This is a genomic window from Pseudoflavonifractor sp. HNCC25GI2 (genome assembly GCF_058136395.1).
In genome coordinates, this window is record NZ_JBYUOW010000004.1 from 222,835 (window position 1) to 243,344 (window position 20,510).

19 protein-coding genes are annotated in these 20,510 nt (G+C 60.5%); 18 read left to right on the forward strand and 1 reads right to left on the reverse strand.

Annotated elements, in window-relative coordinates; translation table 11 throughout:
- The first annotated feature begins 156 nt into the window (after nt 1-156).
- The 16 genes from AC3YUO_RS07715 to AC3YUO_RS07790 all read left to right on the forward strand — a co-directional run bounded on the left by AC3YUO_RS07715 (nt 157) and on the right by AC3YUO_RS07790 (nt 15,419).
- A complete protein-coding gene (locus AC3YUO_RS07715; protein WP_489962448.1) occupies nt 157-798 on the forward strand; it encodes a cytidylate kinase-like family protein in 642 nt (213 codons plus the stop codon).
- A complete protein-coding gene (locus AC3YUO_RS07720; protein ID WP_489962449.1) occupies nt 795-2,141 on the forward strand; it encodes an MATE family efflux transporter in 1,347 nt (448 codons plus the stop codon). The genes AC3YUO_RS07715 and AC3YUO_RS07720 overlap by 4 nt, the downstream gene beginning before the upstream one ends.
- 89 nt (nt 2,142-2,230) lie before the next feature.
- Nucleotides 2,231-3,031: a segregation and condensation protein A gene (locus tag AC3YUO_RS07725; protein ID WP_489962450.1), complete on the forward strand. Its 801-nt coding sequence runs from the start codon at nt 2,231-2,233 to the stop codon at nt 3,029-3,031.
- Nucleotides 3,032-3,050: 19 nt separating this feature from the next.
- Nucleotides 3,051-3,683: an SMC-Scp complex subunit ScpB gene (gene scpB / locus AC3YUO_RS07730; RefSeq protein WP_489962451.1), complete on the forward strand. Its 633-nt coding sequence runs from the start codon at nt 3,051-3,053 to the stop codon at nt 3,681-3,683.
- Entirely contained in the window at nt 3,680-4,312 is a 633-nt protein-coding gene (locus tag AC3YUO_RS07735; RefSeq protein WP_489962452.1) for a DUF2953 domain-containing protein, read from the forward strand. The genes scpB and AC3YUO_RS07735 overlap by 4 nt, the downstream gene beginning before the upstream one ends.
- Before the next feature lie 2 nt (nt 4,313-4,314).
- On the forward strand, nt 4,315-4,740 hold the full coding sequence (gene ytfJ, locus AC3YUO_RS07740) for a GerW family sporulation protein (protein WP_489962453.1): 426 nt from the start codon (nt 4,315-4,317) through the stop codon (nt 4,738-4,740).
- A gap of 97 nt (nt 4,741-4,837) precedes the next feature.
- Nucleotides 4,838-5,938 carry a D-alanyl-D-alanine carboxypeptidase family protein gene (locus AC3YUO_RS07745; RefSeq protein ID WP_489962537.1) on the forward strand — a complete coding sequence of 367 codons (1,101 nt, stop codon included), beginning with the start codon at nt 4,838-4,840 and terminating at the stop codon, nt 5,936-5,938.
- A gap of 25 nt (nt 5,939-5,963) precedes the next feature.
- Nucleotides 5,964-6,683, forward strand: coding sequence for a pseudouridine synthase (locus AC3YUO_RS07750; RefSeq protein WP_489962454.1), 720 nt, complete (start codon nt 5,964-5,966; stop codon nt 6,681-6,683).
- Nucleotides 6,684-6,812: 129 nt separating this feature from the next.
- Nucleotides 6,813-7,676 (forward strand): MurR/RpiR family transcriptional regulator, encoded by an 864-nt coding sequence (locus AC3YUO_RS07755; protein WP_489962455.1) that lies wholly within the window; start codon nt 6,813-6,815, stop codon nt 7,674-7,676.
- 11 nt (nt 7,677-7,687) lie between these two features.
- Nucleotides 7,688-8,944, forward strand: coding sequence for a BaiN/RdsA family NAD(P)/FAD-dependent oxidoreductase (locus AC3YUO_RS07760; protein WP_489962538.1), 1,257 nt, complete (start codon nt 7,688-7,690; stop codon nt 8,942-8,944).
- Between the two features lie 21 nt (nt 8,945-8,965).
- Nucleotides 8,966-9,643 carry a (d)CMP kinase gene (gene cmk, locus AC3YUO_RS07765; RefSeq protein WP_489962456.1) on the forward strand — a complete coding sequence of 226 codons (678 nt, stop codon included), beginning with the start codon at nt 8,966-8,968 and terminating at the stop codon, nt 9,641-9,643.
- The gene (locus AC3YUO_RS07770) at nt 9,640-10,287 is read left to right on the forward strand and encodes a lysophospholipid acyltransferase family protein (RefSeq protein WP_489962457.1); all 648 of its coding nucleotides are present in this window, start codon (nt 9,640-9,642) and stop codon (nt 10,285-10,287) included. Before cmk ends, AC3YUO_RS07770 begins: the two co-directional genes overlap by 4 nt.
- On the forward strand, nt 10,284-12,245 hold the full coding sequence (locus AC3YUO_RS07775; protein WP_489962458.1) for a bifunctional 4-hydroxy-3-methylbut-2-enyl diphosphate reductase/30S ribosomal protein S1: 1,962 nt from the start codon (nt 10,284-10,286) through the stop codon (nt 12,243-12,245). The genes AC3YUO_RS07770 and AC3YUO_RS07775 overlap by 4 nt, the downstream gene beginning before the upstream one ends.
- A gap of 436 nt (nt 12,246-12,681) precedes the next feature.
- The gene (locus tag AC3YUO_RS07780; protein WP_489962459.1) at nt 12,682-13,983 is read left to right on the forward strand and encodes a TrkH family potassium uptake protein; all 1,302 of its coding nucleotides are present in this window, start codon (nt 12,682-12,684) and stop codon (nt 13,981-13,983) included.
- A gap of 30 nt (nt 13,984-14,013) precedes the next feature.
- Nucleotides 14,014-14,664: a potassium channel family protein gene (locus AC3YUO_RS07785; protein WP_489962460.1), complete on the forward strand. Its 651-nt coding sequence runs from the start codon at nt 14,014-14,016 to the stop codon at nt 14,662-14,664.
- Nucleotides 14,664-15,419 carry a TrmH family RNA methyltransferase gene (locus AC3YUO_RS07790; protein WP_489962539.1) on the forward strand — a complete coding sequence of 252 codons (756 nt, stop codon included), beginning with the start codon at nt 14,664-14,666 and terminating at the stop codon, nt 15,417-15,419. The genes AC3YUO_RS07785 and AC3YUO_RS07790 overlap by 1 nt, the downstream gene beginning before the upstream one ends.
- Here the strand turns inward: AC3YUO_RS07790 and AC3YUO_RS07795 are convergent.
- The gene (locus AC3YUO_RS07795; RefSeq protein ID WP_489962461.1) at nt 15,416-16,654 is read right to left on the reverse strand and encodes an MFS transporter; all 1,239 of its coding nucleotides are present in this window, start codon (nt 16,652-16,654) and stop codon (nt 15,416-15,418) included. The two genes, AC3YUO_RS07790 and AC3YUO_RS07795, sit on opposite strands and share 4 nt — an antisense overlap.
- Before the next feature lie 86 nt (nt 16,655-16,740).
- On the opposite strand from AC3YUO_RS07795, the gene dprA reads away from it, so the two are divergent.
- A complete protein-coding gene (gene dprA, locus AC3YUO_RS07800; RefSeq protein WP_489962462.1) occupies nt 16,741-17,961 on the forward strand; it encodes a DNA-processing protein DprA in 1,221 nt (406 codons plus the stop codon).
- Between the two features lie 93 nt (nt 17,962-18,054).
- Nucleotides 18,055-20,391 (forward strand): type I DNA topoisomerase, encoded by a 2,337-nt coding sequence (topA, locus tag AC3YUO_RS07805; RefSeq protein WP_489962463.1) that lies wholly within the window; start codon nt 18,055-18,057, stop codon nt 20,389-20,391.
- The last annotated feature ends 119 nt before the right edge of the window (nt 20,392-20,510 follow it).

Genomic DNA, 20,510 nt, shown 5'->3' on the forward strand with positions numbered 1-20,510 from the left:
GAGCGATAGGGCTCCGGTGCTTTACAAGGAAGATGGGGTGTGCTATAATGACAGCGCTTCATCGGAGGGCAAATAACACGTAAGTTATGAGCCGGATAAGATGGCGGGTGGAATTCCCGTTTTCTTATCCGGCTCATTTTTTAGGAGGTACAAAGGATGAATCTGATTACAGTCAGCCGTGAGTTCGGCAGCGGAGGCCGGGAGCTGGGAAAGCGCCTGGCGGAGCATTTGGGGTACGCATACTATGACCGGGAAATTCTGACCCTTCTGGCGGAGGAGACCGCGCTTAATGAGGAATACCTGGATCGGGTGCTGGAGCGGGGTGCGGGGATGCAGAGCTTTGCCATCTCCATCGGCCACACCTTTGCCGCGCAGCTGGGGGCGCCGCAGCTCTCCGCTAATCTGCTGGCCCGTCAGACGCAGCTGATTAAGGAGCTGGCACAGCGGGGAAACTGTGTCATTGTGGGCCGAAACGCCAATGTGATTTTGTCTGAGCTGGAGCCGCTGCGCCTGTTTGTCCACGCTGAGATGCCCGCCCGGATTGCCCGCTGCCGGGCGAGAGCCCCGGAGGGGGAGCAGCTGACCGACCGGCAGTATGAGAAAAACATCCGCCAGGTGGACCGGGAGCGGGCCAAGCTGCATGATATGCTCTGCTCCTATGACTGGAGCGACGTGCGCGGCTATGACCTGTGCATCAACACCAGTTACCGTAGAATCAAGGACCTGATTCCGGCACTTGGGATGTACGCGGAGGCCTGGTTTGCCGGGCAGGGAGAGAGAATGGAGCAGAAGGGATGAGGGAGCGGAACTTAACCCAGGGGAAAATTCTGAAATCTCTCATTACCTTTGCCTTTCCCGTGGTGCTGGCCCTGCTGCTGCAGGCTGCTTATGGAGCAGCGGATCTGATTATTGTAGGCCAGTTTGCCGGGACAGGAGAGCAATCCGGCGTGGCCTCAGGCAGTCAGTTTTTTCATTTGGTGACCATGATGATTACCGGACTGACCATGGGTGTCACTGTGTTTGTGGGAAACGCCATCGGCGCGGGTCAGACGGAGCGGGCCGGGCGGGGAATCGGAACGGGAATTGTCATTTTTGGAATTCTGGCTGTCCTGGTGACCGCATTGGTGGTGCCGGGCAGTGAGGTTTTGGCACGGTTTATGCACGCCCCCGAGGCTGCCTTTGCCCAGACCAGCGCCTATATCCGCATCTGCGGCATGGGTACTGTGTTCATTGTGGCCTATAACGTAATCGGCGCAGTCTTCCGCGGCATCGGAGATTCCAAGACACCGCTGTTCACAGTGGCCGTGGCCTGTGTCATCAACATTGTGGGCGATCTGGTGCTGGTGGCGGGATTCGGCATGGGGGCAGCGGGCGCCGCGCTGGCCACAGTCAGCGCCCAGGCGGTGAGCGTGGTGTGCTCCCTGTACCTCATCGGAAAAAAGAAGCTGCCCTTTGTCTTTACCAGAGCCTGCATCCGGCTGGAGGGATCCTGCGTCAAAGGAATTTTGCGGGTTGGCATTCCCATCGCCCTGCAGGAGATGCTGGTGCAGTTTTCCTTTCTGTTTATCCAGATCATCGTCAACGGAATGGGGGTCACGGAGTCTGCCGCCGTGGGCGTGGCGGAAAAGGTGTGCGTCTTCCTGATGCTGGTGGCCTCCGCTTATATGCAGTCCATTTCCGCGTTTGTGGCCCAGAACAATGGAGCGGGACTGCCTCAGCGCTCCAGAAAAGCCCTCTTTTATGGGATGGAAACGGCGCTGCTGGCGGGGGCGGTTATGGGAACGCTGGCCTTTTTCGGAGGTGCGGCTCTGTCCGCTGTATTTTCCAGAGAAGCGCTGGTGATTGCCGCTGCTCACCAGTACCTGAAGGCCTATGCCATTGACTGCCTTCTGACCGCCATCCTCTTCTGCTTTGTGGGCTACTTCAACGGCTGCGGCAGAACGGTGTTTGTGATGATACAGGGAGTGGTGGGTGCGTTCTGCGTGCGCATTCCCGCCGTCTATGTCATCAGCCATATGGAGAACATCAACCTGTTTCACATCGGCCTGGCCACACCGCTCTCCTCGGTGGTGCAGATTCTGCTCTGCATTGTGGCCTACCGCCTGTTCCGCCGCAGCGATCGGGAGCCGGCGGCAGCCTGACCGGGGGCCGGAAAGGGAATTGCGGCTTGTGTTTTACCCCCCAAACTGGTATAATATTCTGACGGAAACGCTGGAATGGGGGTGAATGATTGGAGAGTCCCATCTACCACCTGGCCGGAGTGGTGAAGGCCAGGGAGGAAAATATGGAGGACTTTGTAGGTCCTCTGGATTTAATCCTGCACTTATTGAGCAAAAATAAGATGGAGATTAAGGACATCCAGATTTCCCTCATCCTGGACCAGTACCTGGAGTGGATGAACAAGCGTAAGGAGCTGGATCTGGAGGTGGCCAGTGAGTTTATCACCATGGCCTCCCATCTCATTTATATTAAGACCCGGATGCTGCTGTCCATCCACGACGAGGAGGCCCTCTCTGAGATGGAGCAGCTCATTGCCACCCTGGAGGCCCACCAGCGCAACGAGAACTACCTGAAAATCAAGGAAATTATTCCGGCCCTGGACGACCGCTACCGCTACGGGCGGGACTATCTGACCAAGGGCCCCGAGCCCATTACGCCGGACAAGACCTACCGCTATGTCCACGACAAGGAGGACCTGCGCCGGGCCATCACCGCCGTGCTCAGCCGCTCGGACAACAAGCTGCCGCCCCCCATGGCGGCCTTCCAGGGCATTGTGGGCCGGGAGCCCTACCCGGTAACGGACAAGGCCGGGGAGATTCTGCGCCGGCTGGTGCAGTTTGGAGTGACCCGATTCCGGGCACTCTTTAAGGGGAACCGCAGCCGCTCTGAGGTGGTGGCCACGTTCCTGGCCGTGCTGGAGCTGTGCAAGGCCCGGCGGGTGCGTTTGGCGGGGACGGAGGAGGACTGTACCGTCACCTATACCCAGACGGAGTCGGAGGAGCCGACGGAGTTTACCACGGACCGCTATTGAGAGAGGGGAGACAGAGGACTTGGAAATCAAGGAATTGGAGTCTGCCCTGGAGGGCGTACTCTTTGCCGCAGGAGAGCCGGTGCCGGTGGAGCGGCTGTGCCTGGGGCTGGAGGTGGATCGGCCTACCCTGGACGCGGTGGCCCAGCAGCTGATGGACAAGTACAGCTATCAGCGCCGGGGCATCCGACTGCTGCGGCTGGAGACCAGCTACCAGCTGTGTTCCGCCCCGGAGTACGCGGACTATATCCGGAAAACCCTGGAGAGCCGTAAGCCCGCTCGCCTGTCCCAGCCCGCCCTGGAGGTGCTGGCGGTTATCGCCTATTACCAGCCAGTGACCCGGGCCTATGTGGACCAGGTGCGCGGGGTGGATAGCTCCTATACGGTGAGCCTGCTGCTGGAGCGGGAGCTCATTGAGGAGGCGGGCCGTCTGGCGGTGCCGGGCCGCCCGGTGCTGTTCCGGACCACTAAGAATTTTCTTCGTTCCTTCGGACTGTCCAGCCTGGAGGAGCTGCCTGAGCTGCCTGACTCCTCTCAGGAGGGCAGCCAGATGACCCTGGAGCTGGAGGCCGCGGTGGCCAAGCTCCGGCAGGAGGAAGAATCCCAAGGGGAGGAAGCTGACGCCCGGTCGGAGGCCGGGGAGGAGGCGCCATGAGAGGACTGCTGATCCTCGTTATTTTGCTGGCTGTTTTCTGGCTGCTGGGCCAGATTCGGCTGGGCGTGGGGGCGGAGTACCGGGCAGAGGGCCTTCGGGTCTGGCTGCGGGCTGCGGCCTGGAAGATCCAGGTGTACCCCCTGAAGAAGAAAAAAGCAAAAAAGCAGAGCCGTCCGCCTGAAACGCCGAAGGCAAAGGAAGAGCCCGACAAGCCCGATTTGGCGGAGCAGGCGGGGGGAGCTTTGGAGTATATCCAGGCACTGCTGCCCATCCTGCTGGAGGCGGCAGGGCAGGTACGGCGTAAAATCCGGGTGGACAGGCTGCGCCTGAAGGTGACGGTAGGGGCGGACGATCCGGCGGACGCCGCCATGCGGTACGGACGGGTCAACGGAGCGTTGGGCGCCCTGTGGGGGACCTTGAATGAGGCCTTTGACCTGCGGGACGGAAGAGCCTCGGCCGTGGTGGACTTTGATGCACGGACCATTACCGTGTATGCTCTGGCCTCCCTGTCCCTGAAGGTGGGACAGATGGTGTGGCTGGGCCTGTACTTTGGATGCAGGGCCCTGCGGGCCTTCCTCCGGGTGCGCGGCCGGAGAAAACAGGAACAACAGCAGAGAAAGGCGGCCTGATTATGGAAAAGAATAACCCCTTGAGCGAGCTGATGCGCACCACGCTGGAGAGCGTGCGGGCCATGGCGGACGCCAATGCCATTATTGGAACGGCCATCGAGACGGACGGGGTGACCCTGATTCCGGTCTCCCGGCTGTCCTTTGGAGTTGCGGGCGGCGGAACGGAGTTTTCCACCAAGAAGCAGCAGATGGGGGGCGATAACGCCTTCGGCGGCGGCAGCGGAGCCAGTGCCAAGCTGGAGCCGGTGGCCTTCCTGGTGATCCGGGACGGCGGCGTCAAGCTGCTGCCTGTGGCGCCTCCTCCTGCCACCACTGTGGACCGGGTCATTGACACCGTGCCCGAGGTGGTGGACAAGGTGACTGATTTTATCGCCAAGCAGCAGGAGAAGAAGGCAGAGCAGGCGGCCCAGGGCGAGTTTGCCGATTAACAACCGCTGAATTTCCGAAACCTTCCGGGAGAGTAGAGCTGGATTTTGTTTCATACTAAGGTTAGCTGAATTTGGAAGGTGACGGAAGTTGAAACGAGTGATTGCTGCGGCGGTGGCCGCACTGCTGATCCTACTCCCCGTATCTCCGGCCCAGGCGGCGGAGGTCTCTGCCTCCTGCGCCATTTTGATGGACGGGGACACCGGAACGGTGCTGTATGAAAAAAACGCCCATGAGCCACGGCTCATTGCCAGCATCACCAAGCTGATGACCGCCCTGGTGGTGCTGGAGTCGGGCCATGACCTGAAGGAGGAGATCACCGTTCCGGCGGACTGGACCGGGGTGGAGGGCTCCTCCATCTATCTGCGCCCCGGGGAGCAGGTGACGCTGGAGACGCTGCTGTACGGGATGCTGCTCCAGTCGGGCAACGACGCAGCCACCCTGGCGGCTCTGGTGTGCGCCGGGAGCGTGGAGGCATTTGCAGAGAACATGAATGCCAAGGCAACGGAACTTGGTATGAAGGATAGTCACTTTACAAACCCCACAGGACTAAATGAGGAGGGGCACTACTCTACCGCCTACGACATGGCACTGCTGGCCCGGGCCTGCCTGCAGAACGACACCCTGGCGGAGATCGCCTCTACCCGCTCCGTGGCCCTGGCCGGCCGGGTGTTCACCAATCACAATAAGCTCCTCTGGCGCTATGAGGGCTGTGTGGGGCTGAAGACCGGCTATACCGAAAAAGCGGGGCGCACCCTGGTGTCCGCGGCGGAGCGGGATGGGATGACCCTCATCTGCGTCACCCTCAATGACCCCAACGACTGGGCGGACCACACCGCCCTCTTTGACCAGGGCTTTGCCGGCTATGAGAGCCGGCTGCTGGCAGAGGCGGGGGAGACGCTGTGCCGGCTGCCCGTGTCGGGCGGCCTGACCTCCTTCTGTGGGGTTGCCGCCGGGGAGGACGCCCGGCTGTGCGTGGCCAGGGGCGAGGAGGTGGAGCGGGAGCTGGTGCTGGACCAGACCGCTCTCACCGCGCCGGTGGCGCAGGGGACCGTTCTGGGCGAGGCGGTGTACCGGGTGAACGGAGAGGAGAAGCTGCGGATTCCTCTGGTGGCCGGGACGGATGTGGACTGCTGTCTCCGTACCCCCAGCGGGTGGGAGCAGCTGTGGGAGAAGCTGACCGGACTGCTGCCCGGTTAAGGACAAGAGAAGGGAGGGGCCGAGCGTGGAAGAGCGGCTGCAAAAACTGATTTCCGCCTGCGGCCTGGCCTCCAGGCGGACGGCGGAGGAGTGGATTGCCGCCGGCCGGGTCACCGTCAACGGGGAGAAGGCCCACCTGGGGGACCGGGCTGACCTGGACCGGGACGATGTGCAGGTGGACGGACGGAGTCTGCGGCCGGGGGGAGAGCGGACCTATCTCATGCTCAACAAGCCCAGGGGCTATGTGACCACCCTGTCGGATGAGAAGGGGCGGAAGACGGTGGCCGACCTGGTGGCTGGCTGTCCGGCCCGGGTGTGGCCGGTGGGACGGCTGGATCTGGACTCTGAGGGACTGCTCCTGATGACGGATGACGGAGAGCTGACCAACCGTCTGCTCCATCCAAGCTACCGCATTGAAAAGGAGTATCTGGTGTGGGTGACCGGAGATGTGAAGCGGGGCCTGCCCATCTTGTCCGCCCCTATGGAGCTGGACGGAGAGAAATTGGCTCCGGCCCGGGTGCGCCGGGGAAAGACTACCGGAGGCGTGTCCCAGCTGTCCGTGGTCATCTGCCAGGGAAAGAACCGCCAGGTGCGCCGCATGTGCGCCCAGGCGGGGCTCAATGTGCTGCGGCTCAAGCGGATCCGGGAGGGAGAGCTGATGCTGGACCGTACCCTGTCTCCGGGACAGTGGCGGGAGCTCACCGGGCAGGAAATTCTGATGCTGCGCGGAGAATCAAATGGGTGAAGAAAGCGCTTTCTGCAAGAAATGATGAAATTCTTGCAGAAAGCGCTTGCATTTTTTGAGGGGACAAGGTATGATATACCAGTGAATTTCTTTGCCGCCGGGCAAATTTGTCTGGGAGATGATTGAAAGATGAATCGTGACATCCTCACGGTAATTCAGGAGAATATGGCCACCTTTTCCAAGGGCCAAAAGCGGATTGCCAATTATATTTTAAACTCTTATGACAAGGCGGCCTTTATGACGGCCAGCCGTCTGGGAAAGAAGGTCAACGTCAGCGAATCCACCGTTGTGCGCTTTGCCGCTGAGCTTGGCTATGACGGCTATCCGGATATGCAAAAATCCCTGCAAAAGATGATTCGGAACCGTCTGACCTCCGTGCAGCGCATTGAGGTGACCAACGATCGGATTGGGGATCAGGACCTGCTGTCCATGGTGCTGCAGTCGGATATTGAGAAGATTCGGCTGACCCTGGAGGAGCTGGACCGGGAGCACTTTGAGAAGGCAGTGGACGCCATTGTCTCCGCCCGGAAAATTTACATTATGGGCGTGCGCTCCTCCACGGCCATTGCCACCTTCCTTACCTTCTACCTGAATCTTATTTTGGATAATGTGGTGGAGGTAACCGCCAACACCACCAGCGAGGTGTTTGAGAGCCTGCTGCGGGTGGGCGAGGGCGACGTGGTATTGGGTGTCAGCTTCCCGCGGTACTCCAGCCGCACGGTGCAGGCCATGCGCTTTGCCCAGGACCGGGGGGCCACCACGGTAGCCATCACTGACAGCGACGCTTCGCCCCTGGTGCCCTGTTCCAAATATACGTTGAAGGCCCGGAGCGATATGGCGTCCTTTGTGGACTCCCTGGTGGCTCCGCTGTCTCTGGTGAACGCCCTTCTGGTGGCGGTGAGCCGAAAGAAAAATGATGATTTGACCCGAACCTTCCAGATGCTGGAGACGATCTGGGCGGAGTACGGCGTCTATGAGAAGGTGCAGGAGTGACAGAGGATAAGATGCCGGTGCTGGTGGTGGGTGGCGGCGCCGCGGGCATGATGGCGGCCATCACAGCAGCCCGGAAGGGAGCCCGGGTGGAGCTTCTGGAACGGAACCCCAAGGTGGGGCGGAAGCTCTATATCACCGGGAAAGGCCGGTGCAATGTGACCAACCACTGCTCTGCGGAGGAGGTGCTGGCCAATGTACCCCGCAACAGCCGCTTCTTATACAGTGCCATGAGCCGCACTGCACCGGAAGATGTGGAGCAGTTTTTTGCCCAGCTGGGCGTTTCGCTGAAGGTGGAGCGGGGAAACCGGGTGTTTCCCCAATCGGACCGGGCGGCGGATATTATTGATGCCCTGTTTGGGGAGCTCCGACGTCTTCGGGTCCCCATCCGGCAGGAGAGGGCGGTCTCCCTGTGCTGTCAGGACGGCGTGGTGACGGCGGTGGAGACCGAGAGCGGTACCAAAATTCCCTGTAAAGCGGTTATCCTTGCTACCGGAGGTGTCTCCTATCCCGGAACCGGATCCACCGGAGACGGGTACCGGATGGCGGAGGAGCTGGGCCATACCATCGTGGAGCCCTGTCCTTCGCTGGTGCCCCTGGAGTCGGAGGACGCCTTTTGCGGAGAAATGCAGGGCCTGGCCCTGAAAAATGTAGGCTTGACGGTACGAAACCGGAAAGGTAAAATCATATATCGGGACCAGGGTGAGCTGCTGTTCACCCATTTTGGACTGTCCGGACCGCTGATTCTGTCGGCCAGCGCTCATATGCGGGATTTCCGAAAGGACAGCTACACCTGCTCCATCGACCTGAAGCCGGCACTGGATGAGCCCACGCTGGACGCCCGCCTGGTGCGGGAATTGACGGAGAATGCCAACCGGAATATGGCTCATGTGCTGGAGGCACTGGCACCCCGGCTGCTCATTCCGGTGCTGCTGACCCGGGCGGAGATCCCGGCGGAGCAGAAGGCCCACGACGTGACCCGGGAGGAGCGGAGACGGCTGCTGGAGCTGTTCAAGCGCTTTTCGGTGTCGGTCAAAGGACCGCGGCCCGTGGCCGAGGCCATTGTGACCTCGGGAGGCGTAAAGGTGGGCGAGGTGGACCCCAAGACCATGGCCTCCAAAAAGGTGGAGGGCCTCTATCTGGCCGGAGAGCTTTTGGATGTGGACGCCTACACCGGCGGCTTCAATCTCCAGATCGCCTGGGCAACCGGCCGGGCGGCGGGAGAGAGCGCGGCGGAATATTGGAACGGACCGGAGGTCCCGGAATCATAAGAAATGGGAGCGGCAGAAGGAATGGAATATAAAAGTATAGCCATTGACGGGCCGGCAGGGGCAGGGAAAAGTACTCTGGCCCGGCGGGCGGCCCAGGCCCTTGGCTTTTTGTATGTGGACACGGGGGCGATTTACCGCACCGTGGCCCTGAAGGCGCTGCGCGCCGGCGTTGACCCGGAACAGGCGGAGCAGGTGGTCCCCCTTCTGGAGGGGCTGGACATCCGCATGAGCTATGGGCAGGACGGGGAGCAGAAGATGTATCTGGACGGGGAGGACGTGACCCAGGCCATCCGGGAGCATAAGGTCTCGGGCGCGGCCTCCAAGGTTTCGGCCATTCCCCAGGTGCGGGCCTTTCTGCTGGACTTCCAGCGCAGGCAGGCCAGAGAGCACAATGTGCTCATGGACGGCCGGGACATCGGCACGGTGGTGCTGCCCCAGGCAGATGTGAAAATTTTCCTCACGGCTGCGGCGGAGCTGCGGGCCAAGCGCCGGCTTCTGGAGCTGGAGCAGCGGGGACAGCAGGGGACCTATGAGGAGATCCTGCGGGATATCATCAAGCGGGATGAGCAGGATCGAACCCGTGCCATCTCCCCTCTGCGGCAGGCAGAGGATGCAGTGTGTCTGGACACCTCCAATTTGGATTTGGAGCAAAGCCTCCAGGCCCTGCTTTCTATCATAAAGGAGAAGATTGATCTGTGAGTGTTGAGCAACGCGAGGCCACCGGCCAGACGGAAGAGCAGCAGGATCGGAGACGGGACCGGTGGTTCCACTTCCTGTATGCGGTCATCTGGCCTTTTTTTAATCTGTTTCGGCCGGTGCGCGCCATTGGACGCGAAAATATTCCCGAGGGCGCAGCGGTGCTGTGCCCGAATCACACCACCATCGGGGACCCCTTCTATGTGGTCTTTGCCTTTGGAAGAAAGTATCCCATGCGGGCCATGGCAAAAATCCAGGTGATGCAGGTGCCTGTGATCGGATGGGTGCTGGGCAAGGCAGGCGTGTTTGGAGTTGACCGAGGACACGCCGATATGAAAGCCGTGAAGACGGCGCTGAAATTTCTGAAAAACGGAAATAAGCTGCTGATGTTCCCCGAGGGAACCCGAGTCCATGAGGGCGAGGACGTGGCGGCCAAGACGGGCGCGGCCATGTTTGCAACCCGGACCGGTGTGCCCCTGGTACCGATTTATGTTCCGGCCAAGAAGCGGCTCTTTCGCCCCAACCTGGTGGTCATCGGCGAGCCCTTTTATCCCACGTTCCAGGGCAGAAAGCCCACGGCAGGGGAGCTGGATGAGATTACCGAGGAGCTGATGCGGCGGATTCACAGCCTGGAGGTGAAGGAATGAAGCTGGAACTGGCCCAGTCGGCCGGCTTTTGCTACGGCGTGCGCCGGGCGGTGGAGCTGGCGGAGGACTGCGCGGCCCGGGCGGAGCGTCCGTGCGTGATGCTGGGTTCCATCATTCATAACCAGGATGTGATTCACCGCCTGGAGGAGCAGGGACTGCGGGTTGTGGAGCGGCCGGAGGACGTGCCGGAGGGCAGCTGCGTGATCATCCGTTCCCATGGCGAGAGCCGCGGGGTCTATCAGGCACTGGAAAGCCGGAATGTCCGGATCCTGGATGCTACATGTCCCAATGTAAAGCGGATTCACGAGATTGTGGCTCAGGCAGAGGCCCAGGGACGCCAGCCCGTTATCGTGGGGACCCCCGACCATCCGGAGGTGACTGCCATTGCCGGCTGGTGCACCCATGCGGTGGTTGTGTCCGGAGAAGAGGACCTGGAGGCATGGCTTTCTGAGGACCCAAAACGGCGTGATTTGCCTCTGACCTTCGTGTCTCAAACCACGTCTACGCGGAAAATTTGGGAAGGGTGCCTAAAAAAAGCAAAAAAAGAGTGTACAAACTCCGAGTTTTTTGATACAATATGTGGAGCGACGTCCAAACGCCAGAATGAGGCACGTCAACTGGCCCAGCGGTGCGGGATGATGGTGGTCATCGGCGACCGGAAAAGCTCCAATACAAAGCGTCTGGCGGAGCTTTGCAGGGAGGCATGTCCCCACGTTCAATTGATTGAACGGGCGGCGGATTTGGATCTGAGCCAAATGCCGCAGGCTGAAATGGTCGGCATCACGGCGGGTGCGTCCACACCCGCGTGGATAATAAAGGAGGTCTATGACAAAATGAGCGATGAAATCATGGAGATCGAAAAGTCCTTTGCGGAGCTGCTGGAGGAGTCGATCAAAACTTTAAATACGGGGGATAAGGTTACTGGTACTGTAGTTGACATCACGCCCACCGAGATTCAGGTGGAGCTGGGCATCAAGTATCCCGGCTACATTCCTCTGTCTGAGCTGAGCAACGACCCCACCGTCAAGCCCGAGGATGTGGTCAAGGTCGGCGACGAGATCGAGACCTACGTCATGCTGGTCAGCGATCGTGACTGCCTGGTCAAGCTGTCCAAGAAGCGTCTGGACACTGTGAAGGGCTGGGAGGAGATCGAGGAGGCCAAGGAGAACGAGACCGTTATGGAAGGTTTCGTGACCGAGGACAACAAGGGCGGCGTTGTGGTGTCCATCAAGGGCATCCCTGTCTTTGTTCCCGCTTCTCAGACCGGTCTGCCCCGTGAGACTCCCATGAGCGAGCTGCTGAAGAAGAAGGTTCGCCTGGTCATCACCGAGGTCAACCGTGCCCGCCGCCGTGTGGTGGGTTCCATCAGCAAGGTGACCCGTGCCGAGCGGGCTGCTGCTGCTGAGAAGGTCTGGGCTGAGATTGAGGACGGCAAGCGCTACACCGGCACCGTCAAGTCCCTGACTTCTTACGGCGCTTTCGTGGACATCGGCGGCGTGGACGGCATGGTCCACATCTCCGAGCTGTCCTGGAGCCGCATCAAGCACCCCTCTGAGGTGGTGAAGGTGGGCGACACCGTGGAGGTGTACGTCATTTCCGCCGACAAGGAGAAGAAGAAGATCTCCCTGGGCATGAAGGATCACAGCCAGGATCCCTGGACCGTGTTCACCAGCACCTATCAGGTGGGCGATGTGGCCAACGTGCGCATTGTCAAGCTGATGACCTTCGGCGCCTTCGCCGAGGTTGTGCCCGGCGTGGACGGCCTGATTCACATTTCCCAGATTGCCGATCACCGTATCGACAAGCCCAGCGACGTGCTGGCTGAGGGCGATAAGGTGGACGTGAAGATCACCGACGTGGATATGGAGAACAAGAAGATCTCCCTGTCCATCCGTGCCCTGCTGGAGGCCCCCGCTGAGGAGGCCGAGCCTGAGGCTCAGGACGAGCCCGAGGCCTAAATAGGACATCCAAGCGGTCCGGCTGCCACGCGGCAGCCGGACCGTTCCCGTCTCAGGCGGATGAATACCAAACGAAGAAATAGTCAAAAATGCAGAAAACTGCCAGTGGAGCCGGGTGAAATTCGCCTGGAATTGGAAAGAAAACCGTTGACTTAACCATTGGCGGAGGGTATGCTATACTTACTTTACCTACCGTTCCGCATACCGGGCTGTTTGGAGGCTGAATCCTGTGCCGCGGTTCCATCGGAACGTCAAGTGCGGCATACCGAGGGGGAAACGGTTCCATCGGTATGCCATTTGTGTGCGTGAAGGAGCTTTCGGTTTAGCCCGGTCCCGGACCGGCATGCCGGAATAAAACAAGAGGAGCGAAAACACCTTGAATTTGCCCTTTTTTTCCCGCGGAGGCAGGCGGCTAAACCCAACCCGCCTGATTGTTGTGGGGTTTGGTACGATTATCCTGCTGGGTACTTTGCTGCTGCATTTGCCTGTGGCGGCACGGGACGGACAGCCTACCTCGTGGCTTGTCTGTCTGTTTACCGCCACTTCGGCCACCTGTGTCACAGGACTGGCACAGGCCGATACCTTTTTACATTGGAGCGGCTTTGGCCAGGGCGTGATTTTGGTCATGCTCCAGCTGGGCGGCCTGGGCTTTGTGTCTCTGGTTACGCTGTTGTTTTTGGCGCTGAAGCGGCGCATCGGTATGACCCAGCGGGTGGTGATGGCCTCGGCGCTGAATATGACCCGGACCGCTGGCGTGGTGCGTGCCACACGGCATGCCCTCATGGGTACCTTCCTGATGGAAGGAATTGGGACGCTGATTCTGGCCACCCGGTTTGTACCGAAGTTCGGATGGGGACAGGGCATTTGGTTCTCCATCTTCCACAGCGTATCCGCCTTCTGCAACGGCGGGTTTGACCTGATGGGAGAGTACTCCGGTGAATACTCCAGTCTGGTGGCCTATACCCGGGATCCTGTGGTGCTTGGGGTTATCATGACCCTCATTGTGGTGGGCGGCATCGGCTTTTTTGTATGGGAGGATATCGCCGAGCATCGGAACTGGCGTGGCCTTACCCTATACTCCAAGCTGGCTCTGTCCATTACCGGTGGTCTGATTCTCTTCGGCTGGCTGTTCTTCCTGCTGGCAGAATGGAATAACCCGGACACCTTTGGAACCATGGGACCGGGGGAGAAGGTGCTCAATGCTCTCTTCCAGTCGGTTACCCTCCGCACCGCCGGCTTTTCCACCATTGACCAGGGAGCGCTGACGGAGAGTTCTGCCGCCATGTCCGCCCTGCTGATGCTCATCGGCGGATCCTCCGGATCCACTGCCGGCGGCATTAAGACTGTGACGGCAGGTGTGCTGCTGTTGACCCTGTGGGACAGCCTTCGGGGCCGGGAGCAGGTCATTATCCGGGGCCGGACCATCCCGCAGCGGCGTGTGCTGGACGCCCTGACCCTGGTCATGGCGGTGCTGCTGCTGTTTGTGGCGGGCTCCATCGCGCTGTCCATGCTGGATGGACTACCCATCCTGGATGCGTGTTATGAGACGGCTTCGGCTTTGGGAACGGTGGGCTTGTCCATGGGGGTCACGCCTCAGCTTAGCCCGGCCAGCTCTCTCATCCTGATTTTGTATATGTATTTGGGACGGGTGGGGATTCTGTCCTTCTCCATCGCATTTTTGATTCGGCCGGCGGAGAGCAAGCTGCGCTATCCCACAGCGGATATGCTGATTGGATAAGCCACGGGTTGGAAAGGAGCGTTATACGCAATGAAAAGCTTTGTTGTCATTGGACTGGGACGATTTGGAATTTCATTGGCCAGAGAGCTGTGTGATCAGGGCCATGAGGTGCTGGCCATCGACGTGCTGGAGGAGCAGGTACAGGCGGTGGCCGACGTGGTGACCCAGGCGGTGGCCGCCGATGCCCGGGACCCCGAAGCACTGCGGGCACTGGGGGTGCGGAACTACGACTGCGCCGTGGTGGCGTTTTCCGCGGATGTGGGAGACAGCGCCCTGATTACCTTAAATTTAAAGGAACTGGGTGTGCCCAGAGTGGTCAGTAAGGCCAGCAGCGCCGTACATCGCAAGGTGCTGGAGAAAATCGGGGCTGATCAGGTGGTTTTCCCGGAGCAGGAGATGGCCATCCACCTGGCGCGTAATCTCAGTGATGTAGACGTGCTGAATTTTATCGAGCTGTCCAAGGACTTTTCCGTGGTGGAGCGCCGCTGTCCCAAGCCCTGGCAGGGCGGAAGCCTGCGTGGGCTGAACATCCGGGCAAAGTATCACCTGAATGTGGTGGCAATCCGTCAGGAGAGCGGGGAGATGATTATTTCTCCCGAGGGCGACTACGCCTTTCAGGCCGGAGACTGCCTGGTGGTACTGGGCAGCAATCAGGACATTGAGAGGATGGAAAAGCTGTGATGGAGCGGATTACCAGCCGGAAGAACCCCAGGTTGGCCGAACTGCGCAAGCTGGCTGCGCAGCGCAGCTTCCGGCGTGAGCTGGGACTCTTTGTGGGAGATGGTACCAAGCTGTTGGAGGAGGCCGTGCGTTGGCACGCGCCTCTGGACACCGTGGTGCTGACCCCAGACGTGCCGGTGCCCGCGCTTCCGGATTCGGTAACGGTGCTCCAGGTGCCGGGGGACGTGATGGAGTCCATTTCTCCCATGCGTTCCCCACAAGGGGCACTCTTTTCCTGCCAAATTCCGGAGCAGTCCATCCCGGAGGTGCTTCCGGGCAGCCGGTATTTGGTGCTGGACGGCCTCCAGGATCCCGGCAATGTGGGCACCATCTGGCGCACCGCTGACGCCCTGGGGGCGGATGGAATTCTGTTGGTCAATGCCTGTGCCGACCCCTGGAATCCAAAGACCGTGCGGGCCACCATGGGGGCCTGCTTCCGGCTGCCGGTCTACGAGATGGAGACGGAGACGTTGGGGGAGCTGCTGGAGCGGTCCGGCCTGCCTCTGTATGCCACCGCCCTTCGGGAGGACACGGTAGATATCAGAACAGCGGACCTGAGCAGGTCCGCTGTGGTCATCGGAAATGAGGGGAAGGGCGTCTGTCCCCAGGTGCTGGAGATGAGCCGCCGGACCCTGAAAATCCCCATGCGTGCCCGGTGCGAGTCTCTGAACGCGGCGGCCGCAGCAACCGTGGTGCTGTGGGAGATGGGGCGTTAAACGGGCGTGGACGCCTTGGGACGTCCGCCCAGCCCCAGACGGAGGTACAGCGCCTGGAGAATCGCCAGTGACGCTGCGCCCAGAGCCACAAACAGGGCATAGGCGGGCACATAGCTGCCGAACCGGTCTGCCAGCATCCCCGGGATGGGGCCGAAGACCAGGACTCCCACCATATAGGAGACGGTGGTGGCCTGGACGGCCCGGGCATAGCCCTCGTCTCCGTACAGGTCGGAGGCCCAGACAGAAGGGGATAGGGAGGATATGGGCAGTCCCAGTCCCACCAATGTAACGGCCAGGAAGGGGAGCCAAAGGCTCTGCAGCGGGGCCAGGCAGCACAACAGCAATCCCAATATGGTTGCCCCAAAGGAGCAGCAGTTGCCCCAGCGGCTGCCCAGCCGGTCGTACACCTGACCGCAGATAATCTTGCCAAGGAAGATCACAAAGCCGGCATAGGACATGAGAACAGCCAGCAGACCGCTGTCGTAGCCCTCCTGGGTGTAAAGCACGGTCAGGTGGGAAAAGCCGGGGCCGCCCGGTCCGCCCACCAGAAAAGCGATCAGGAGCAGAAGAGCGGAATAAAACGGAGTCATGCCCGCGGGGGCCTGCCTGGGCGGCGGAACCGGAGTCTGGGTTCCACCCAGGTGGTAAGGCTCCAGTCCCAGCTCAGAAGGGGCGTTCCGGATCAGAGCCCAGGCCAGCAGCGCGGTGATCAGAATCACTCCGCCTTCCCAGAGAAATGCGGCGCGAAGCCCCTGCTGCTGGATAAGCCGGGAGATGAGGGTTGGGGCGAAAATGGTGGAAATTCCGCTGCCCGCCGAGGCCAGCCCCAGAGCCAACCCGCGCCGGTCCCGAAACCAAGCGCTGATGACCAGAGATAGGGGGACCATCCCGCCGTAGCAATAGCCCATCCCGGACAGAACGGCGGCGCAGCTATAGACAAAGAAGCGGGAGGCCATGGCAAAACACAGGCAGGAGAGGGCCATCAGCAGGGTGCCCAAGGTCATGGTTCGCCGAAGCCCTAGCCGGGTGCACAGGCGGTTGACCGTGAACAGGGAAATCAGGATCGCCAGACTTCGAATCGTGGTGATCCAGGAGCCCTGGGCATTGCTGAAGTGGTTGACCCGGATGATCTCCGGCTGATAGATGGTAAATACGTTGACCCCCAGCCCCACCGTGGAAAACAAAACCAGTGCGCCTCCCAGACAGACCAGCCAGGCGTAATGCGGACGTTTCATACAAACGCTCCCTTCTCTGCCTTTAACGATACGGTCTGCGGAGGAAATTGTAAAGGGAAATTTGGCCGAGAAAGGGAGGCAGAGGAATGTCCGGATTGAAATATTGGCTGTGGCTGACCACCCGTCAGGGCCTGGATGCCGCCGGTGTACTCACCGTCCTGGACTATTTTGTCACGCCCGAACGGGCCTACTATGCCGACCGGGAGGAGTATGACCAGCTGCCCCTTGCACCCAAGGCGCGGAGCGGGCTGTATAGCAAAGAGCTTGACAGCGCCGACCGGATTCTGGGCGACTGCCAGCGGCTGTCCCTGCGGATTATGACCCTGCGGGACGGGGACTACCCCGAGCGCCTGCGCCAGATCAGCGCGCCTCCCGCTGTGCTGTATGTGCGGGGAAAGCTGTTTGATTTTGATGAGGAGGCGGCCATCGCCGTGGTTGGCAGCCGGAGGCCGTCTCAGTATGGAGAGATGGCTGCCGCCAAGCTGGGGATGGAGCTGGCAGCCGGCGGCGCGCTGGTGCTGTCAGGCATTGCGGAGGGACTGGACACCTGTGCCCTCAAGGGAGCGCTGAAAGCGGGCGGGCCGGTGGTCAGCGTGCTGGGCGGAGGCATTGACGTGCCCTATCCGGCAGTGAATCGGTACTTATATGAGGATGTGGCGGCGGCCGGGGCTCTGATTTCCGAATATCCTCCGGGGACGGAGCCCAAGGGCTTTCACTTCCCCCGGCGCAACCGGATTCTCAGCGGCCTGGCATTGGGCGTGCTGGCGGTGGAGTGTAAGCTGCACAGCGGCACCATGAGCACCGTGCGCCACGCCATGGACCAGGACCGGGACATTTTCGCCATTCCCGGGGCCATCGATGCGCCCATGAGCGAGGGGACTAACTGGCTCATTCAGCAGGGAGCCAAGCTGGTCACCCGGGGTGAAGACATTCTGGAGGAATACCGCAGCTGTTTTCCGGGCAGGCTTGGCCGGAGAGAACCGCTCTCCCCGCAGGCGGTCCAGCAGCGGCTGGAGGATGTGGAGCGGGAGACTGTGGCCTCTGTCAAGCAGGAGATGCCCGATGAGGAGCAAAAGCCCCATTTGGAGCGGGTGCCCCGCGCTGAGCAGGCCGACCGCTTCACCGACGACCAGCTGGCCATTCTCCGGGCCCTGGGGGAGGAGAGCTGTTCGGCGGACGAGCTGGTGGAACGAACCGGCATTCCCGCCCGGCGGATTTTGTCCGCGCTCACCATGCTCCAGGTGGAACGGGTGGTGGAAGAGAGCACCGGAAGGCGTTTTTCCGCTCTTTTACGGCTGGAGACATAAAAAACACTTGAAATTTTCTGCGTTTTAATATATTGTCATAAGTCGGCACGATGAAAACAACGACGGCCTGTGCCGGCGAGGAGGTTTCACCAAGTGGCAAATAAGACAGACCTGGTAATTGTAGAGTCTCCGTCCAAGGCGAAGACGATTGGAAAATATCTTGGTCCCGGCTATGAGGTAAAGGCGTCCATGGGGCATGTGCGGGACCTGCCCAAGAGCAAGATCGGCGTAGACATTGAGCAGGGCTTTGTGCCCGACTACCAGCCCATCAAGGGGAAGGAGGATGTCATCGCCGATTTGAAAAAGGCGGCCAAGAAGAGCGGGAAAGTCTATCTGGCCACCGACCCTGACCGCGAGGGGGAAGCCATCTCCTGGCATTTGAAGGAGCTTTTGAATATTCCCGATGACAAGACCTATCGGGTTACCTTTAATGAGATCACCAAGAACGTGGTCAACCAGTCCATTGCCGCCCCCCGGGCCATCGACCAGAATCTGGTCAATGCCCAGCAGGCCCGGCGGATTCTGGACCGTATCGTGGGCTACCAGCTCTCGCCCCTGCTGTGGCGTAAAATCCGCCGTGGACTGTCCGCCGGACGGGTACAGTCGGTGGCTACCCGCCTGGTGGTGGAGCGGGAAGAGGAAATCAGTGCCTTCCAGCCCCAGGAGTACTGGACTATCGAGGCCGATCTGGCCCGCATTTCTCCCAACCAGGGCTCCTTCCAGGCTCAGTTCTACGGCCGGGAGAAGAAGATGGAGCTGCACACCAAGGAGGAGGCGGAGGCCATCATCGCCCAGGTGCAGCAGGGGAGCTTTGCCGTCTCCAAGGTGAAACGGCAGGAGAAGAGCCGCCAGCCCGCGCCCCCCTTCACCACCTCCACCCTCCAGCAGGAGGCCTCCCGCAAGCTGAACATGACCCCCGCCCGCACCATGGCCATTGCCCAGCAGCTCTATGAGGGCGTGGACATCTCCGGCGAGGGCACCGTGGGTCTCATCACCTATATGCGTACCGACTCGCTGCGCCTGTCGGAGGAGGCTCTGGCCGCTGCCAAGGACTTTATCCAGCAGCGCTACGGCGCGGAGTACTACCCCGCCCAGACCCGCCACTTCAAGGCCAAGGGAAACGCCCAGGACGCCCATGAAGCCATCCGGCCCTCCGACGTGAACCTAGTACCTGATGAGATTAAAAAGGATCTTACCGGGGAGCAGTATCGGCTCTATAAGCTTATCTGGAGCCGATTCCTGGCCTGCCAGATGGCTCCCGCCCTCTATGACAGCCTGTCCATTGAGGTGGAAAACTCCGGCTACACCTTCCGGGCCAGCCACTCCTCTCTGAAGTTCTCCGGCTTCACTGCCGTGTACGAGGAGGGCAAGGATGAGGAAGAGGAGGAGAAGAGCTCCCCGCTGCCTGACCTGAAGGAGGGGGAGAGCCTCAACTGCCAGGGCCTGAAGCAGGACCAGCACTTTACTCAGCCCCCGGCCCGCTACTCTGAGGCCAGCCTCATCCGGGCCCTGGAGGAAAAAGGAATTGGACGACCCTCCACCTATGCCCCCACTATTTCTACCATTCTCAACCGGATGTATGTGGTGAAAGAGGGAAGAGCGCTGCGTCCCACAGCTTTGGGCAAAACGGTAACCTCCATGATGGAGGATAATTTTGCCGACATCGTGGACTATGGCTTCACCGCCCAGATGGAAGCGGAGCTGGATAAGGTGGAGGAGGGCAGTGCCGACTGGAAGCAGGTGCTGGGAGAATTTTACCAGGACTTTGACCAGGAGATGAAAAAGGCGGAGGACTGCCCCCGCTATCCGGTTCCCGAGGAGCTCACCGATGAAATTTGTCCCCAGTGCGGCCATCGGCTGGCCGTCAAGATGGGACGGTTTGGCCCCTTCCTGGCCTGTTCCGGCTGGAAGGAGAATCAGTGCGACTTCACCATGCCTCTGGTGGTGGAGATGCCGGGCAAGTGCCCCAAGTGCGGCGGCCGGCTTCTCAAGCGCACCGGCAAGAGCAAGAAAACGGGCAAGCAGTACACCTACTACTGCTGCGAGAATCTGACCAGCAAGGACGAGAGCCGGAAGTGCGACTTCATGACCTGGGATGTGCCGGTGAAGGACAACTGCCCGGTCTGCGGCCACACGATGTTCAAGAAGGCGGGCCGTGGAGCCAAGAAGGCCTTCTGCATCAACGAAGAATGCTCCAACTTCACCCCTGAGGAGAAGCGGGGCGGCTGGCGGAAGAAGCCGGAGACCGCTGAGGGCCAGACAGAGCCGGAGGAGGTCCAGGACGCCCCGGCAGAGGCTGCGGAGGAGAAGAAGACGGCCAAAAAGACCGCCTCCAAGAAAGCAACAGCCAAGAAGGCGGATACGAAAAAGACGGCTGCAAAGAAGACTGCCACCAAAAAGAGTACGGCCAAGAAGAAGGAAGAGGCGTAACCAGGCACCCTTTGTGTGCAGGTGAAAGCCTGTTCGCCGTTGAACGAAGAAACAACAGAATGTGGAAAGGGGAGCGGGGAGAATCCCGCTCTGCTTCCCACACTGGGACCTGAGGAGAG

Bases quoted from the DNA above. Each gene is read 5' to 3' on its own strand.
- AC3YUO_RS07715 (WP_489962448.1), top strand. From the start codon at position 157: ATGAATCTGATTACAGTCAGCCGTGAGTTCGGCAGCGGAGGCCGGGAG.
- cmk (WP_489962456.1), top strand. From the start codon at position 8,966: ATGGAATATAAAAGTATAGCCATTGACGGGCCGGCAGGGGCAGGGAAA.
- AC3YUO_RS07760 (WP_489962538.1), top strand. From the start codon at position 7,688: ATGCCGGTGCTGGTGGTGGGTGGCGGCGCCGCGGGCATGATGGCGGCC.
- AC3YUO_RS07790 (WP_489962539.1), top strand. From the start codon at position 14,664: ATGGAGCGGATTACCAGCCGGAAGAACCCCAGGTTGGCCGAACTGCGC.
- AC3YUO_RS07785 (WP_489962460.1), top strand. From the start codon at position 14,014: ATGAAAAGCTTTGTTGTCATTGGACTGGGACGATTTGGAATTTCATTG.
- AC3YUO_RS07795 (WP_489962461.1), bottom strand. From the start codon at position 16,654: ATGAAACGTCCGCATTACGCCTGGCTGGTCTGTCTGGGAGGCGCACTG.
- ytfJ (WP_489962453.1), top strand. From the start codon at position 4,315: ATGGAAAAGAATAACCCCTTGAGCGAGCTGATGCGCACCACGCTGGAG.
- dprA (WP_489962462.1), top strand. From the start codon at position 16,741: ATGTCCGGATTGAAATATTGGCTGTGGCTGACCACCCGTCAGGGCCTG.
- AC3YUO_RS07775 (WP_489962458.1), top strand. From the start codon at position 10,284: ATGAAGCTGGAACTGGCCCAGTCGGCCGGCTTTTGCTACGGCGTGCGC.
- AC3YUO_RS07720 (WP_489962449.1), top strand. From the start codon at position 795: ATGAGGGAGCGGAACTTAACCCAGGGGAAAATTCTGAAATCTCTCATT.
- AC3YUO_RS07735 (WP_489962452.1), top strand. From the start codon at position 3,680: ATGAGAGGACTGCTGATCCTCGTTATTTTGCTGGCTGTTTTCTGGCTG.
- AC3YUO_RS07755 (WP_489962455.1), top strand. From the start codon at position 6,813: ATGAATCGTGACATCCTCACGGTAATTCAGGAGAATATGGCCACCTTT.